This is a genomic window from Mesorhizobium sp. M2A.F.Ca.ET.042.01.1.1, from assembly GCF_003997405.1.
In the GTDB taxonomy this organism is placed as follows: domain Bacteria; phylum Pseudomonadota; class Alphaproteobacteria; order Rhizobiales; family Rhizobiaceae; genus Mesorhizobium.
In genome coordinates, this window is sequence record NZ_RZRX01000156.1 from 1 (window position 1) to 15,044 (window position 15,044).

Below are 15,044 nucleotides of genomic sequence, written 5' to 3' on the forward strand. Positions count from 1 at the left end.
TCCGACGATCGGCGCCAACGGCCGGGTGGCCACCCGGCCGTTGGCGTCCCTTACGGGACGACCACTTCATACAACATCGCTTATGCAAGGTGGCCTCGCGAAGCGAGGTCGGATGAGGGGTGTTCCAAGGAACGCCAACGTCTCACTCCGCTGGAGCACCCCTCATCCGTCTCGGCGCTGCGCGCCGATCCACCTTCTCCCACAAGGGGAGAAGGGAAGGACGCCGCCTCAACTCCGTCCGTTCACAAGGTCCCCTACGATGTCGTATTTGCCCGAAATACGCATCTTGTAGACCTCGTAATTCTCCATCACACGCTGCACGTAACTTCTTGTTTCCGTGTAGGGAATCCGCTCGATCCAATCGACCACCGCGTCCACGTCCTTGCCGCGCGGATCGCCGTATTTCGCCACCCACTGGGCGGCGCGGTTGGGGCCGGCATTGTAGCCGGCGAAGGTCAGCACATAGGAGCCGCCGAAGCGGTCGAGCTGCTCGCCGAGGAAAGCCGAGCCCAGCGTTGCGTTATAGCCGGCATCGCTCGTCAGCCGCGCCTGCGAGAAGCTCATGCCCGCCTTCTTCGCCAGCTGCTTGGCCGTGCCCGGCATCAACTGCAGCAGGCCGCGAGCCCCGGCGCTGGAAACGGCGCCGACATTGAACTCGCTTTCCTGGCGGGCAATGGCGTAAGCAAGCGCCTTGCCGGATCCGGAGATATTGGCCGTATCGGGAATGACACCCAGCGGATGCGACAGCGCGCCCACATCGATGCCGCGCTGGGCGGCGATCTTGCCGACCTTCAGCGCCATGAAGTGATTGCCCTGCTTTTCCGCCAGCACCGCAAGCAGGGCCAGCTCGCCCGGGCTGGTCAGCTGTCCGGCAAGGTCGCGGTAGAGCGTCTCCGCGTAGCGGTCATAGCCCGCTTCCTGCAGCCGCTTGATCGCGCTCACCGCCTCGCGCCCGTCAAAGCTCTGGCGGTCGGCCGCGCTCGGTTTCGGGTAGGCGATGTTGAGTGTCCTCAACCCCACGCGCTCGCCGGCGAGCTGGCCATAGAAGGTCGTGCCGTAGCTGGCCGCGCGCGTGAAATAATCCTTGGCGCTGCCCGGGCCGCCGACTTCCGCCGCGCGGCCGAGCCAGTAATAGGCGCGCGACAGCGACACCGGTCCCTGGGCGAGCTCGGCAATGCGCTTGAAGTGGGTGGCGGCGGTCATCGGATCGTTGAGGCCGCGCAGCGCGTACCAGCCGGCATGGAATTCGGCCTCGGCGGCATTGGCCGGGCTTTCGGCCGCATGCATGGAGACGATTCTATAGGCGGTTTTCATGTCGCCCTGGTCGACCAGCTCGCGCGAGAGCACACGCCGTTCCACCCACCAGGCATCGGGGTCGACCAGCGAATCGCGGTCGGTCGGCGCCTTCAACACGACAGCAGCGGCTTCAGTGAATTTCTGCTGCTTGCGCAGATATTCCGCCTCGGCGAAGAAATAGCCGGCCGAGCGTTGCGCCGCGGGCACCGCCTTCAACAGCTTGGCGGCGTCCTTGTCGCCCTTGTCGGCAGCCGCCCACGCATCCGCCAGCGGCTGAGCGCCGGCAAGACCGGCAACGCGCAGGGCCGAGGACGGCCGGTCGGCATAGAACATGCGCTCCGTGCGGTAGCGATGGTCGGCCGCGGGGATCAGCGTGCCGAACTCCTTGATGATGGCGTTCTCATCCTTGGCTTCCAGCTTTTCGCTGCGCCAGAACGGCACCAGCACCGCGCGCGCCGCGGCCTGGTTACCAAGCGCCACCTGCGAGCGGGCGAGGATGATGACGCCCTCGGGCGTCAGCGGCTGGCTGCGGCCGTAAGCCTGCACCACCACTTGCGGCGGCGGATTTTCGCGATAGAGCGCACGTTCACTGTTCCTGCGCAGCGCGATCGTGCCCGGCCACCCGGGAAGCATCTTGGCGGCATCGGCAATCTCGCTGCTCGGCACCTGGTCGCCGCCATAGAGCGCGATCGCCCAGGCCAGGATGTGCCGGTCGAGCGAAGTGGCGGGCAGCGTGTCGCGGGCATTGCGCGCGCCGGCAATGTTGTTGGCGGCAAGCGCGTCGAGGCCGCTCTTCAGTTGCGCGATGTCGGAGAATGGGGCGGTGGGGCCAGGCGCCTGCGGCGCATCGGGCATGGGGATAGAAGCCGTCGCGCGCGCGTCAACGCTGCCGCCGATCGCCATGGTGGGCGTCAGCGCGACGATCGCGCCGAAAAGCGCGAAGAGATGAGGCCGCCTCGTCGGCATGGTTGTAATCCTAGCACATCGTGGTCAGGCGCGGGCACTCGAGAACCCGATGCGAAGCCTAGACTTAGGTCGTGAAGGGCTCGTAAACAAAAGGTTATCGAGGCCGTTCGAATTGCGCTTGCTAGTGTCCCGATTCTGAAATTCGCATGAGCTTGATATCGCGCGCGGCGCGAATTTCAGAATCGCAAGGACACTAGCCATCTGCTAACCAACCGGCGTCGTGGTTTTCGATGTTCGCCCCGAGCCCGATATCAACGTCAAGCGAACATCGAAAACCACGACGCTGGCACTACGCCGATGCTTGCCGCTAAACCATGTCGAGACTATGGTGCGCGGCTTCGCTTTCGATTAGAAGGCGCACAAGCAAAACAGACGCATGTCGCCCAAAAGTGGGAACCGGTTTTGGGATAACGACATGCGTAAACAGACAAAGTTCCAAGGAGTTTGGAAGACATGCTGAGAGGCTCGCTGACTGCGCTCGTCACACCGTTCGAAAAGAGCGGGCGTTTCGACGAGAAAGCCTTTCGCGCTTTCATCGAATGGCAGATCGCCGAGGGCACCACGGGCCTCGTCCCGGTCGGCACCACAGGCGAGTCGCCGACGCTGTCGCATGAGGAGCACCGCCAGGTCGTGAAGGTCGCCATTGAGGTGGCCAAGGGCCGTGTTCCGGTCGTCGCCGGCGCCGGCTCCAACAACACCGAGGAAGCGGTCGGCCTTGTGAAGTATGCCGAACAGGCCGGCGCCGATGCCGCCCTTGTCGTCACGCCTTACTACAACAAGCCGACGCAGCGCGGCCTTTACGCACATTTCGCCGCCGTCGCCAAGGCGACCAGGCTGCCGATCATCATCTACAACATCCCGCCGCGTTCGGTGATCGACATGACGCCGGAGACGATGGGCAGACTGGCGCACGACTTCAAGAACATCGTCGGCGTCAAGGATGCGACAGGCAAGGTCGAGCGCGTCTCCGAGCAGCGCATGACCTGCGGCAAGGACTTCATCCAGCTCTCCGGCGAGGATGCGTCCGCGCTCGGCTTCAACGCCCATGGCGGCGTCGGCTGCATCTCGGTGACATCGAATGTCGCGCCGCGGCTCTGCGCCGAATTCCAGGAAGCGACACTCTCCGGCGACAGTGCCAAGGCGCTCGAGTTGCAGGACCGGCTCTTGCCGCTGCATAAGGCGATCTTCATCGAACCCGGCCTGTGCGGCGCCAAATATGCGCTCTCGAAGCTTGGCAAGGTCGAAAACGTGGTGCGTTCGCCGCTGGTGACGATCGAGGCCTCGACGGCCGAAAAGATCGACCAGGCGATGAAGCACGCCGGCTTGATAAATTAGGGATGAGGCGCCACCTCTCCGCATTATGAATCAAGTCAAGAAAGCCGACCCGAACAACAGGACGGTCGCCGAAAACCGCAAGGCGCGCTTCTCCTACGAGGTGCTCGACACGATCGAGACCGGCTTGGTGCTGACCGGCACCGAGGTCAAGTCGCTGCGCCAGGGCCAGGCCAACATCCAGGAATCTTATGCCTCGGCCGAGGGCGGCGAGATCTGGCTGATCAATTCCTATCTGCCGGAATATCTGCAGGCCAATCGCTTCAACCACGAGCCGCGCCGGCGCCGCAAATTGCTGGTGTCGAAGCGCGAGATGGCCAAGCTGTCGCAAAGCGTCGAGCGCGAGGGCATGACGCTGGTGCCGCTGAAGATCTATTTCAACGACCGCGGCCGCGCCAAGCTGCTCTTGGCGATCGCCCGCGGCAAGAAATTGCACGACAAGCGCGAGACCGAAAAGCAGCGCGACTGGTCGCGCGAGAAGGGCCGGCTGCTGAAGGAGCGCGGCTGAGCTTCCGAGCCGGCCGAAAAAAGCCACCGGCCAGGTTCTTGGTTCAGGCCTAACAGCATTTCGGACGGGGGTGGGTCTTGGGGAAGCGGATCGTTTTCTGGGGCCTGGCCAGTGTGATTGTCGCCTGTGCCGTCGCGGCCGGCGCCTATTTCTGGTTCCGTGGCTTTTCGCCGGATCGAGAGGAATTCCCGATCCGGGGCATCGACGTCTCGCATCATCAGGGCAAGATCGACTGGCGGCGCGTCGCGGCCGACGATGTCGCCTTCGCCATCATCAAGGCCACCGAAGGCGGCACCCATGTCGACACCCTGTTCGCGACCAATCTGCGCGAAGCCCGGGCGGCCGGCCTCGCGGTCGGCGCCTATCATTTCTTCACCTTCTGCCGGCCGGGCGCCGACCAGGCGAAGAATTTCATTGCAGTGGTGCCGCGCGGCGAGCCGCTTTTGCCGCCGGTGGTCGACATCGAGTTCGGCGGCAACTGCCCGCAACGGCCGTCGCCCGAGCAGTTGAACACCGAACTTGCCGCTTTCCTCGGCCCGGTCGAGGCGGCCTTCGGCAAGCAGGCGATCTTCTACCTGACCGATGAGGCGGCCGACGCCTATTCCGCAACCATCATCGCGCGCCAACGCTGGCTGCGTTCGCTGGCGATCAGGCCGCGCGAAAACGACTGGATCTATTGGCAGTATCACAATATGGGCCGCGTCGACGGCATCGAAGGCGATGTCGATCTCAACGTGCTGAAGGGCAGCCGCGAGACGCTGGCCGGGCTGTTCGCGCCGACGCCTTGAATGCCCGCGCCGCTGAAACGTTCACGACCGGCCCGGCGCCGGTTCACTGAGACGTCTGCTGGCAATACGTCCTCCGATCGCTGACAAGCCCATCCCGGCGGCCATGATGGCTATGGCTACGAACTGGATCGTCATCGGCGTTTCGCCGAGTACGGCCATGCCGACAACCACCGTGGCGATCGGTATGCCGGGCAGGAACAGCGATGCCGGCTGCGGCCCCAATTGCTGGACGATGTAGGTATAGAGGAACATGGCCGCCGCGCCGGCCAGAATCCCCTGGATCACGATCTGACCGATGATTTCCCCGACGGCCGCTGCATGGATTTGGCTTGGCGCCAAGAGATAGAGAACCGGCAGCGGCAGGCAGGACAGGAGCACCACCGCGGCCGTCGCCGTGACGGGATCGGCGCGCCAGCGTCTGACAAGAACGGCATAGGTCGAGAACATCAGGCCCGATCCGATGAAAAGCATGTCGCCGAAGAGAACGCTGCCTGTTCCCTCGCGCGCCGGCGCGAGGAACAGGAACTGGCCCGCGATGATCGCGAGGACGCCGATGGTCCGTTGCCGCGAAGCGCCGTCGTGGAAGACGATGCGCGACAGCAGGAACGAGAAGAAGACGATTGACGCGGGGCAGAGCGCCGCCGCATGGGCGGCAGGCGCATAGGTCAGGCCCCAATTGATGATCAGCGGATAAGGCAATCCGGCCAGCGCCGCCAAGGCCAAGGCTCGTCGCCAGCCAAGCGCTCTCATGCCTGCGAAGCCACCGCGCCAGGCGATCGGCAGAAAGACCACCGCGGCGCCGCCAAAGCGCAAGACGGCCAGATCCGTCGCCGTCAGATGCTCCCGGAGGCTGAAGCGGGCGGCGACGAATTGGATGGCATAGATGCCGATCATGGTCAGGCCGGCGAAAATCGCCAGTGTCGTGCTTCCCGAGTCTCGTTCGCTTGCCACACTGTCACCCATATGTCGTCCGGGCGGACCACCGGCACGATGAAAGTGCAGGCTATTGTTCAGTTCACTGTGTTGAAATACGCTCCTTTTTGGAAATCGTAGCGATATTCACGCTAGAAGGGGCGTTCTGAAGTGAATCCGGAAGCCAGCGATCTCGACGCGGTCGACCGCAATCTTCTTCGGCTGCTGCAGGAAGATGGGCGTCGCACCACACTTGATCTGGCGGCGCGAGTCGGCCTGTCGCCGACCGGCACCAGCCTGCGCGTGAAGCGGCTGTTTCGCGAAGGTTACATCACTGCGGTCAGGGCCGTGCTCAATCCGGCAAAGATCGGGCGTGGCACGCTCGTCTTCATCGAGGTTCGTCTCGACCATACGGCGCCGCATATTTTCGAGCGTTTTGCCGAAGCGGTGATCAAGGCGCCAGAGGTGCTGGAATGCCATATGGTCGTCGGCGGATTCGACTATCTGGTGAAGGCACGCATCGCGGAAATGGCCGCCTATCAGGATTTCCTGACCCGGGTCATCCTGCCGCTGCCCGGCGTGAAGGAGACGCACACCTACGCCTCGATCGGCGACGTGAAGCCGGATGCGCTGCTGCCGGTGTGAGCGGGTGGGCAGCGCACCTAAGGTGGTTTGGGTCTAGCCCTGCAGGAACGCCGCGATCTCGCTGAATACGCTGACGAACATCTCTTCCGTCAGCACGCCCGTATTGGTGTTGTAGCGCGAGCAGTGATAGCTGGAAAACAGCGCGATGCCGCCGGCCTCCTGACGGCCGCCATGGCGGAAGGGAAGAGCTGAAACACGTGCTCCCAGCGCCCGCACCGTCGACTGGTGCGCGATCGAGCCCAGCGTCAGTATGGCGCGCAGATTGGGGAAGCGCGCGATGGTGGGTTTCAAAAAAGTCCGGCAGGTGGCGATCTCGGCGCCGATCGGCTTGTTCTCCGGCGGCACGCAGCGCACCGCGTTGGTGATGGCCGTGCCGACGAGTTCCAGGCCATCATCCGGCCTTGCCTTGAACTCGCCGCGCGCCAGGCCATGCGCGATCATCGTGCCGTAGAGCAGGTCGCCGGCATAGTCGCCGGTGAAGGGGCGTCCCGTCCGGTTGGCGCCGCGCAGGCCGGGCGCAAGCCCGACAATCAGCAGCTTGACCGAATCCTCGCCTTCCGGCGGCAGGAAAGTCGGCACCGGCGCGTTGAACCAGCTTGGCTCACGCTCGCGCCATGCGGCAATGAAATCATGCAGCCGCGGGCAAAGCGGGCAGTCGCGGCTGGGTTCGGGGGAGGGCGCGGCGCTCAAGGCCGCCGCCCGTCAGTAATCGTCCTCGTCGACTTCGGCCGGTTCCGGCCGGCGCACCGGCCGCTCGGACGGATCGCGGCCGACTTCGCTCTTCAGCGTCATCAGGTCGATGAAATGGTCGGCCTGGCGGCGCAGATCGTCGGAAATCATCGGCGGCTGCGAGGCCATGGTCGAAATGATGGACACCTTGCGTCCGCGCCGCTGCAGCGCCTCGACCAGCGTGCGGAAGTCGCCGTCGCCGGAAAAGATGACATAGTGGTCGACGACGTCGGCAAGCTCCAGCGCATCGACGGTCAGCTCGATGTCCATGTTGCCCTTGATCTTGCGGCGGCCGGTCGAGTCGGTGAATTCCTTGGCGGGCTTGGTCACCACCTTGAAGCCGTTATAGTCGAGCCAGTCGATCAGCGGCCGGATCGAGGAATATTCCTGGTCCTCGACCAGCGCGGTGTAATAATAGGCGCGTAAGAGATAGCCGCGCTTCTGGAAGCTTGACAGAAGCTTGCGGTAGTCGATGTCGAAGCCCAGCGCGCGCGACGTGGCGTAGAGATTGGCGCCGTCGATGAAAAGAGCGATCTTTTCACGGGGATCGAACATTGAAAAACATCCCTTTCGAAAATTTCTGTCGTCTAAAAGCGTCGACGGGCAGGCCCCACAAATGCGCTTGCTACCCGTCACATCCGAGATAACGCGCAATTTATGGATATCCAAGGGCACGGCCGGCATTGCAAGCAATTGTGATCGCGACTATGTGAGCCGCATCATGGCGTGGCGCGATGATGAGCCGGGCAACGGCCCATAAAGCTGGCGCCGCCGCCATAAAGCTTGTATTTCGGCCGCGCCCGCGTTATGGAGCGCGCCAGCTTTCCATCAAATCCATCGCATGAAAGGGGCAGTCCATGGCCCGCGTAACCGTTGAAGATTGCATCGACAAGGTCGACAACCGTTTTGAACTCGTGCTGCTCGCCGGCCATCGCGCCCGCCAGATCAGCCAGGGCGCGCAGATCACCGTTCCGCGCGACAATGACAAGAACCCGGTCATCGCGCTGCGCGAGATCGCCGACGAGACGCTCTCTCCCGACGACCTCAAGGAAGACCTGATCCACTCGCTGCAGAAGCATGTCGAGGTCGATGAGCCGGAAGCCGAGGGCGAGGCGATCACCGACCAGACCGGCGCGACCGCTGTCGCGGCCGACGCCGACGATGCCGAGGAGAACATCGCTTTCGACCGCATGAGCGAGGAAGACCTGCTCGCCGGCATCGAAGGCCTGGTGCCGCCGGAAAAGAGCGACGACTACTAAGAGCTTTTGTCCGGGTTGGATCAACCATCCAGGACTTCCGTATCTTAGGTTTCGTGGCTATCTATGGGATGCGTCGCACCTTGGTGCGGCGCATCAATCATTTCAGCACCGCGAGATCCCGCCCATGATGCGTCAGTATGAGCTTGTCGAGCGCGTCCAGCGCTACAAGCCTGACGTCAACGAGGCGCTGCTCAACAAGGCCTATGTCTATGCCATGCAGAAGCATGGCCACCAGAAGCGCGCCTCGGGCGATCCCTATTTCTCGCATCCCCTCGAAGTCGCCGCCATCCTCACCGAGATGCATATGGACGAGGCGACCATCGCCGTTGCCCTGCTGCATGACACGATCGAGGACACCACCGCGACCAGGGCCGAGATCGACGAGCTGTTCGGCCCCGAAATGGGCAAGCTGGTCGAGGGCCTTACCAAGCTGAAGAAGCTCGACCTCGTCTCCAAGAAAGCCGAGCAGGCGGAGAACCTGCGCAAGCTCCTGCTCGCGATCTCGGAGGATATTCGTGTCCTCCTGGTCAAGCTCGCCGACCGCCTGCACAACATGCGCACGCTCGACCATATGCCCGAGTCCAAGCGACTGCGCATCGCCGAGGAGACGATGGACATCTATGCGCCGCTCGCCGGCCGCATGGGCATGCAGGGCATGCGCGAGGAGCTTGAGGAAATCGCCTTCCGCTATATCAATCCGGAGGCCTATCGCGCCGTAACCGCGAGGCTTGCCGAGATTTTCGAGCGCAACAAGGGCGTCCTGCAGGAGATCGAGACGGCGCTGTCGGGCCTGTTCGAGAAACACGCCATCAATGCGAGCGTGAAGAGCCGGCAGAAGAAGCCGTGGTCGGTGTTCCGCAAGATGGAGGCCAAGGCGCTCTCCTTCGAGCAGCTCTCCGACATCTTCGGCTTTCGCGTCGTCGTCGATTCGGTCGACGACTGCTACCGCGCGCTTGGCGCCATCCACACCACCTGGTCGATGGTGCCCGGCCGTTTCAAGGACTACATCTCGACGCCCAAGCAGAACGACTACCGCTCGATCCACACCACCATCGTCGGCCCGTCGCGCCAGCGCGTCGAACTGCAGATCCGCACCAAGGAGATGAACAAGATAGCCGAATACGGCGTCGCCGCCCATTCGATCTACAAGGACACCGGCGGCAAGATGAACGGAGCCGGCCATGCGATCTCCAAGGAGACCAACGCTTATGCATGGCTCAGGCGCACCATCGAGCAATTGGCCGAGGGCGACAATCCGGAGGATTTCCTCGAGAACACCAAGCTGGAGCTGTTCCAGGACCAGGTCTTCTGCTTCACGCCCAAGGGCATGCTGATCGCGCTGCCGCGCGGCGCCACGCCGATCGACTTCGCCTATGCCGTCCACACCGATGTCGGCGACACCTGTGTCGGCGCCAAGGTCAATGGCCGCATCATGCCGCTGATGACGGAGCTGAAGAATGGCGACGAGGTCGAGATCATCCGCTCCAAGGCGCAGGTGCCGCCCGCCGCCTGGGAATCGGTCGTGGTCACCGGCAAGGCGCGCGCCGCCATCCGCCGCGCCACCAAGAACGCGATCCGCAAGCAATATTCCGGTCTCGGCGCCCGCATCCTCGAACGCGCCTTCGAGCGTGCCGGCAGGACCTTCACCAAGGAGAGCCTGAAGCCGGTGCTGCACCGGCTGGCGCGCAAGGATATCGAGGATGTTCTGGCTTCCGTCGGACGCGGCGAGCTGAGCTCAACCGACGTCATGAAAGCGGTCTTCCCCGACTATAAGGACGAGCGCGTCACGGTCGCCCCGCCCAAGCAGCGCGAGGAGGGCTGGTCCAAGATCCGCAACGCCGCCGGCATGCTGTTCCAGATGCCCGGCACTCGCGCCGCGCGCAAGGGCAAGGACCAGCCGCGCGACGGCGCCGTGCCGATCCGCGGCGTGCGCGGCGACCTGCCGGTGCGCTTCGCGCCGGAAGGTGCCGTGCCCGGCGACCGCATCGTCGGCATCATCCAGCCGGGAACCGGCATCACCATCTACCCGATCCAGTCGCCGGCGCTGCAGGCCTTCGACGACCAGCCAGAGCGCTGGATCGACGTGCGCTGGGACATCGACGAGCGCACCAAGGAACGTTTTCCGGCGCGCATCTCGGTCACCGCCATCAACGCGCCTGGTTCGTTGGCCGACATCGCCCAGGTGGTGGCGTCCAACGACGCCAACATCCACACGCTGTCCATGATACGCACGGCGCCCGATTTCACCGAGATGCTGATCGATCTCGAAGTCTGGGACCTGAAGCACCTCAACCGGCTGCTGTCGCAGCTCAAGGACAATTCGAGCGTCAGTGACGCGCGGCGTGTGAATGGGTGAATAGTGAATAGTGAATAGTGAATAGTGAATAGTGAATAGTGAATAGTGAATAGTGATAGAAGGTGCTCTCACTACCATTCACCATTCACCATTCATCACTCGCCAAAGGGGGCATGGAGCAACAATGAACACTGACGAAGTGCTGGGCATTTTCCGCGAGGCCGGCGCCGTTCTCGAAGGGCATTTCATCCTGACATCCGGCCTGCGCAGCCCGGTCTTCCTGCAGAAGGCCCGCGTCTTCATGCATGCCGACAAGACCGAGCGCCTGTGCAAGGCGCTGGCCGAGAAGATCCGGGAAAGCGTGCCCGGCAGGATCGACTATGTCGTCGGCCCGGCCATCGGTGGCCTGATCCCGGCCTATGAAACCTCGCGCCACCTCGGCGCGCCGGCCATCTGGGTCGAGCGGGAAGGGGGCGAGTTCAGGCTGCGCCGCTTCGAGATCGCCAAGGGCTCGCGCGTCGTCATCGTCGAGGACATCGTCACCACAGGCCTGTCGATCCGCGAGACCATCGACTGTTTGCGTGAGATCGGCGCCGAGGTCGTCGCGGCCGCCTGCATCATCGACCGCTCGGCCGGCAAGACCGATGTCGGCGTGCCGCTGATCGCGCTTGCCGAATATGAGGTGCCGGCCTATCCCGCCGACCGCCTGCCGCCGGAACTCGCCGCCATCCCGGCAATCAAGCCGGGAAGCCGCAATATCTGAGAAGCGTCCGGACAGATGGTCTCGCCCTTCGTTTGAGGACTGGAAGCGCGCGACTGCTGTTCAGCAGGTTGATTGCGGCGATGGCCTCCTCCTCCGTTAGGAAGACAAGAATCCCTTGGTTCGTGGCGACAGGCATGCCTGTCGCCCGGTCCCAGATCAAAAAACGGTCTGACGGATCGAGAAGATAATCGGCGCAAACCGGATTTGCTGCTTCGATCGCCCCGCGAACCCTCGTTGGAATGAAGTTTTCAACTTGTGGATCGGCCGCTATCTCAACGCCCGCTCCCATGGAGGCCAGGAATGGATGGACCTCGGCGACCCACTCGAAGGTACCATGTTCGGCATCATATTCCATTCGTGTGAATGTGCCTCTGAATTCACGGTATCGATTCATGTCGGATCTCCTGCGAGGATGATGCTAACGCTGCGTGGACACGGACGGCGGGGCATGCGGGCGCGCGGATCGCTCAGGGCACGGCGAGCCCGGCCGCCATCGTTACCGCAAGGCCGGTGAGGATAAGGCCGGACAGGAGATCGAAGACGCGCAGATTGGCTCGGTTGCGAAGCAGTGAAGCCATGATGCCGCCGCCCGCCGCATAGCCATAGCAGTAGAGTGCCGACATCAGGATCAAGGCAGTGACGAATTCGAACCTTGCGCCGGAAGTGGCGAAGGACTCGCCGAGCGCCGCCGGGACAAGCAGCAGCTCGATATAGGTCAGCGGATTCATCCAGACCACGCCCATGACGCGGGCGACGCAGGAGCGGTCGCTCTCGCTCTTGCCGGAATGATCCTCGACACATTTGGCCGCCGAGGCGGCGCGGAAAGATTGCAGCGCGAACCATGCCACTGCCGCCAGGCCAATCCAGGAGAGCGTGGTGCGGAAAGCGGGATCGAACTGGGCGCTCAAGCCGCCCAACAGGCATGAGGCCGCGATCAGGGCGGCATAGGTGCCCCACACCAGGCTCGCAACGAACATGGCGCGCCCGCGCAGCAGACCCTCGCGGATAATCAGCAGATTGTTCGGCCCGATCGAAGCCATCGAAGCCGTGCCGAGCGCCAACCCGGCCTGAAATCCGCTCGCATTCACCAGGCTCATGGCATTTCCTCCAGCGATGCATGACCGCGTCTATCGGCCGGGTCGCGCTAAGGACAAAGTCAGATAGAGAATGGGCAGGAGAGGGCTGGCTTGGCGCGGCCGGTCATTTCCGACGGGGAGGCGCTCCGGCGGACAATCTATATTCGCCGCTCCTTTGAGGAGGCCGGTTGCAAGGGTGCGCGAAGCCAGTGACTGTTTCGCGGAACCTGGACAGTAGTGCGATGAAAAGCCGGGACGCGGCTCGGCCGGGTACAAGCATGGCTCCAGCGAGCAACGAGCCACCTTGCGCCAATCCGGTCGCCATGAGCTGCCGATGCAACTCATCCACAGAAGGTTTTTGCCCGTAGATCCTGCCTTGATCGAGCGAGACGATCATCAACGGTGACATTTGAGCCCCTCGGTTCAATGCTGAAGCTAACGAGGGGCACTTTGCGCTAGAGGACGATTTAGCTCCTTTGGCCGAGTGTAAAAAGTTCTAAAAAGATATGAGAAACCCGAGGCTGCCCGCGCGAGCAATTCCCGCGCCGGTGCGCTATCAGATATTATCCCTCTTCAAGGCCGGCCAGGCGCAGCCCTTCAAGCACGACGCCGATCCGCTCCGGGATCATGGCAGGCTGGCCCGCTCTGATCGTCGCGATCGTAACGCCTGGAGAGAGCTTGCTCAGCGCCTCGACAAATCGGCGGGCCTCGTCCATGCGCCCGAGATAGGCGCTGGCAGCGGCCAACATCCAGAGCGAGGCGTCGAAGTTCGGATTGCGGGCCAGCGCACGGGAAGCCGACGCCAGCGCTTCTTCATAGTTACCGAGAATGACATGCGCATGGGCAATTCCGCAAAGCGCTATATGCGCAATTTGGTCGCGAGGCATCAGCCGGTTCGCTCGGTGGAAACAGACGAGCGCGTCCTCGACGCTCCCGCAATGGAGATGACCAACGCCCGCCGAAGTGACGACCGTCAGGTTGTTGGGGTTGGCGTCAACCGCGGATTGAAGGACGGCCATGCCCCAGTCGTAGTCTCTGACGACCTGAAGCAGCGCCATGGCGCAATGCGTCATCACTATCGCATCGCCGGCCGCATGTTCCAGCCCGCGCCGGGCGAAGTCTGCGCATCTTTCCCTGTCGTCGGGTCCGAAGGGCGGCCACCCCATCGTGATGCGATGTTCTAGCGCCCAGGCTGCGTGGGCCAGGAATTGGGGATTGTCCGGCTCAAGTGCGAGACCCTGTGTCAGAAGGGCATAGGCTTCTGCATTCCCGCGTTTGGATTCCGACAGGATCTTGGCCCGTGCCTGAAGATAGACGTCATAGGCGGCGATGCTTCCGGGCCGCTCCCGCCGCGAACGTTCGATCTCGGCCCATTCGATCTCCGGCCCAACCACAGTTGCGACCGCCTCCGTGATCCTGTCCTGGAAATCGAACACGTTGTCGAGGGCGCCATCGAGGTTCTGCGCCCACAGATGCGCGCCGGTGCTCCCTTGGATTAATTGGGCCGTGATTCTGAGCCGATCGCCCGAACGCCGCACGCTGCCCTGGAGGACGTAGCGGACATCGAGTTCCTTCGCCACTTGCCGCACGTCTACGACCCGGCCCTTGTAGACGAATGAGGAGTTACGGGCGATCACCGCGAAACTTTTGAAACGGCTGAGCGCGGTGATGATGTCGTCGACCACGCCGTCGGCGAACCAGTCCTGCTCGGAATCGCCACCAAGGTTCTCGAAGGGCAGCACGGCAAGTGCCGGCTGTGCGGGAAGCGCAACCATGTCCTCGCCACGCCTCGAAGTCACCATGCGGTAGCCGATCCGCGGAACAGTCGCGATCCACTCGCGGCCGTTCGGGTCGACTCCAAGCAGCTTACGCAGGGCGGCGATCTGGACGGTGAGGTTTCCCTCCTCCACCGCCATGCCAGGCCACACGCTATCCATCAATTCTTGCCTGCTGACGACACCGCCCTCAGCTTTGAGCAGCGCCTCAAGGAGCGCAGCGCCCTTTTGACCCAGCGCGATCGGTTTGCCGTCCCGCAGCAGCTCTCCAAGGCCGGGGGCGAAGACAAACGGTCCGAAAACGAAAGGCGGCGCAACCATTGCCGCCAAAATAGCCGCAACGCGGTTCCAGTGAAACTTTGATCTGCGTTTGCCTTCCTACCTCGCAACTCGTGCCCGACCGGAACGTGCGGAAAGAGCTTGGCGGCCATGCTCGGCCTCGCGAGCATTCCGTGTCGTAAAGCTGGCCACAATGTTATCAATGCATGTCATCAGAAGGTGCGCAGCGGTTTCGGGGTGACGACGTGCAAGAAAGGAAGCCAAAATGATTGCCGGGATCGACCATTTCGTGCTGACGGTTCGCTCGGTCGAAGCGACCTGTGCATTCTACCAGCGCGTGCTCGGCATGCGGCGCCTGGATGAGGCGAACCGGCCGACCGCGCTTCTGTTCGGCTCGCAGAAGATCAACCTGCATGAGGT

The 15,044-nt window shown here is 63.1% G+C and carries 15 protein-coding genes; 8 read left to right on the top strand and 7 right to left on the bottom strand.

The window, feature by feature from the left end; translation table 11 throughout:
• Positions 1 to 228: 228 nt before the first annotated feature.
• On the bottom strand, positions 229 to 2,262 hold the full coding sequence (locus EOA23_RS22020; protein WP_127305689.1) for a transglycosylase SLT domain-containing protein: 2,034 nt from the start codon (positions 2,260 to 2,262) through the stop codon (positions 229 to 231).
• Between the two features lie 453 nt (positions 2,263 to 2,715).
• On the opposite strand from EOA23_RS22020, the gene dapA reads away from it, so the two are divergent.
• The 3 genes from dapA (at position 2,716) to EOA23_RS22035 (ending at position 4,890) form a co-directional block, all read left to right on the top strand.
• Positions 2,716 to 3,597, top strand: coding sequence for a 4-hydroxy-tetrahydrodipicolinate synthase (gene dapA, locus EOA23_RS22025; protein ID WP_126061921.1), 882 nt, complete (start codon positions 2,716 to 2,718; stop codon positions 3,595 to 3,597).
• Positions 3,598 to 3,622: 25 nt separating this feature from the next.
• Positions 3,623 to 4,102 carry an SsrA-binding protein SmpB gene (gene smpB / locus EOA23_RS22030; RefSeq protein WP_041002108.1) on the top strand — a complete coding sequence of 160 codons (480 nt, stop codon included), beginning with the start codon at positions 3,623 to 3,625 and terminating at the stop codon, positions 4,100 to 4,102.
• Positions 4,103 to 4,179: 77 nt separating this feature from the next.
• Positions 4,180 to 4,890: a GH25 family lysozyme gene (locus EOA23_RS22035; protein ID WP_126061920.1), complete on the top strand. Its 711-nt coding sequence runs from the start codon at positions 4,180 to 4,182 to the stop codon at positions 4,888 to 4,890.
• A 21-nt stretch (positions 4,891 to 4,911) separates the two neighbouring features.
• On the opposite strand, the gene EOA23_RS22040 is transcribed toward EOA23_RS22035, so the two are convergent.
• Positions 4,912 to 5,853 (bottom strand): DMT family transporter, encoded by a 942-nt coding sequence (locus tag EOA23_RS22040; RefSeq protein WP_281058760.1) that lies wholly within the window; start codon positions 5,851 to 5,853, stop codon positions 4,912 to 4,914.
• 120 nt (positions 5,854 to 5,973) lie between these two features.
• Here EOA23_RS22040 and EOA23_RS22045 point away from each other — a divergent pair, with 120 nt between their 5' ends.
• Complete coding sequence (locus tag EOA23_RS22045) at positions 5,974 to 6,447, top strand: Lrp/AsnC ligand binding domain-containing protein (RefSeq protein WP_127305691.1); 474 nt, start codon at positions 5,974 to 5,976, stop codon at positions 6,445 to 6,447.
• A gap of 33 nt (positions 6,448 to 6,480) precedes the next feature.
• On the opposite strand, the gene EOA23_RS22050 is transcribed toward EOA23_RS22045, so the two are convergent.
• Together EOA23_RS22050 and EOA23_RS22055 are read right to left on the bottom strand one after the other, a co-directional pair.
• The gene (locus tag EOA23_RS22050; protein WP_127305692.1) at positions 6,481 to 7,137 is read right to left on the bottom strand and encodes a uracil-DNA glycosylase; all 657 of its coding nucleotides are present in this window, start codon (positions 7,135 to 7,137) and stop codon (positions 6,481 to 6,483) included.
• Positions 7,138 to 7,149: 12 nt separating this feature from the next.
• Positions 7,150 to 7,731 (bottom strand): NYN domain-containing protein, encoded by a 582-nt coding sequence (locus EOA23_RS22055; protein WP_040984251.1) that lies wholly within the window; start codon positions 7,729 to 7,731, stop codon positions 7,150 to 7,152.
• A 302-nt stretch (positions 7,732 to 8,033) separates the two neighbouring features.
• Between EOA23_RS22055 and rpoZ the strand changes: the two genes are divergently transcribed.
• From rpoZ to pyrE, 3 genes are all read left to right on the top strand, one after another.
• Positions 8,034 to 8,435 (top strand): DNA-directed RNA polymerase subunit omega, encoded by a 402-nt coding sequence (gene rpoZ / locus EOA23_RS22060; RefSeq protein ID WP_042637845.1) that lies wholly within the window; start codon positions 8,034 to 8,036, stop codon positions 8,433 to 8,435.
• Positions 8,436 to 8,559: 124 nt separating this feature from the next.
• Complete coding sequence (locus tag EOA23_RS22065; protein ID WP_127305693.1) at positions 8,560 to 10,791, top strand: bifunctional (p)ppGpp synthetase/guanosine-3',5'-bis(diphosphate) 3'-pyrophosphohydrolase; 2,232 nt, start codon at positions 8,560 to 8,562, stop codon at positions 10,789 to 10,791.
• Positions 10,792 to 10,915: 124 nt separating this feature from the next.
• The gene (gene pyrE, locus EOA23_RS22075; RefSeq protein ID WP_127305694.1) at positions 10,916 to 11,494 is read left to right on the top strand and encodes an orotate phosphoribosyltransferase; all 579 of its coding nucleotides are present in this window, start codon (positions 10,916 to 10,918) and stop codon (positions 11,492 to 11,494) included.
• Here the strand turns inward: pyrE and EOA23_RS22080 are convergent.
• The 3 genes from EOA23_RS22080 to EOA23_RS22090 form a co-directional block, all read right to left on the bottom strand.
• Entirely contained in the window at positions 11,469 to 11,888 is a 420-nt protein-coding gene (locus EOA23_RS22080; protein ID WP_127305695.1) for a hypothetical protein, read from the bottom strand. The two genes, pyrE and EOA23_RS22080, sit on opposite strands and share 26 nt — an antisense overlap.
• A gap of 73 nt (positions 11,889 to 11,961) precedes the next feature.
• Positions 11,962 to 12,591 (bottom strand): LysE family transporter, encoded by a 630-nt coding sequence (locus tag EOA23_RS22085; protein ID WP_127305696.1) that lies wholly within the window; start codon positions 12,589 to 12,591, stop codon positions 11,962 to 11,964.
• 542 nt (positions 12,592 to 13,133) lie between these two features.
• Positions 13,134 to 14,666, bottom strand: coding sequence for a winged helix-turn-helix domain-containing tetratricopeptide repeat protein (locus EOA23_RS22090; protein WP_127305697.1), 1,533 nt, complete (start codon positions 14,664 to 14,666; stop codon positions 13,134 to 13,136).
• Between the two features lie 223 nt (positions 14,667 to 14,889).
• Here EOA23_RS22090 and EOA23_RS22095 point away from each other — a divergent pair.
• The coding region (locus EOA23_RS22095) for a VOC family protein (protein ID WP_189341665.1) at positions 14,890 to 15,044 on the top strand (155 nt) is incomplete at its 3' end.

Coding starts and splice junctions, on each gene's coding strand:
- EOA23_RS22080 (WP_127305695.1), bottom strand. CDS start 11,888: ATGAATCGATACCGTGAATTCAGAGGCACATTCACACGAATGGAATAT.
- EOA23_RS22065 (WP_127305693.1), top strand. CDS start 8,560: ATGATGCGTCAGTATGAGCTTGTCGAGCGCGTCCAGCGCTACAAGCCT.
- EOA23_RS22040 (WP_281058760.1), bottom strand. CDS start 5,853: ATGGGTGACAGTGTGGCAAGCGAACGAGACTCGGGAAGCACGACACTG.
- EOA23_RS22020 (WP_127305689.1), bottom strand. CDS start 2,262: ATGCCGACGAGGCGGCCTCATCTCTTCGCGCTTTTCGGCGCGATCGTC.
- smpB (WP_041002108.1), top strand. CDS start 3,623: ATGAATCAAGTCAAGAAAGCCGACCCGAACAACAGGACGGTCGCCGAA.
- pyrE (WP_127305694.1), top strand. CDS start 10,916: ATGAACACTGACGAAGTGCTGGGCATTTTCCGCGAGGCCGGCGCCGTT.
- EOA23_RS22090 (WP_127305697.1), bottom strand. CDS start 14,666: ATGGTTGCGCCGCCTTTCGTTTTCGGACCGTTTGTCTTCGCCCCCGGC.
- rpoZ (WP_042637845.1), top strand. CDS start 8,034: ATGGCCCGCGTAACCGTTGAAGATTGCATCGACAAGGTCGACAACCGT.
- EOA23_RS22055 (WP_040984251.1), bottom strand. CDS start 7,731: ATGTTCGATCCCCGTGAAAAGATCGCTCTTTTCATCGACGGCGCCAAT.
- EOA23_RS22085 (WP_127305696.1), bottom strand. CDS start 12,591: ATGAGCCTGGTGAATGCGAGCGGATTTCAGGCCGGGTTGGCGCTCGGC.
- dapA (WP_126061921.1), top strand. CDS start 2,716: ATGCTGAGAGGCTCGCTGACTGCGCTCGTCACACCGTTCGAAAAGAGC.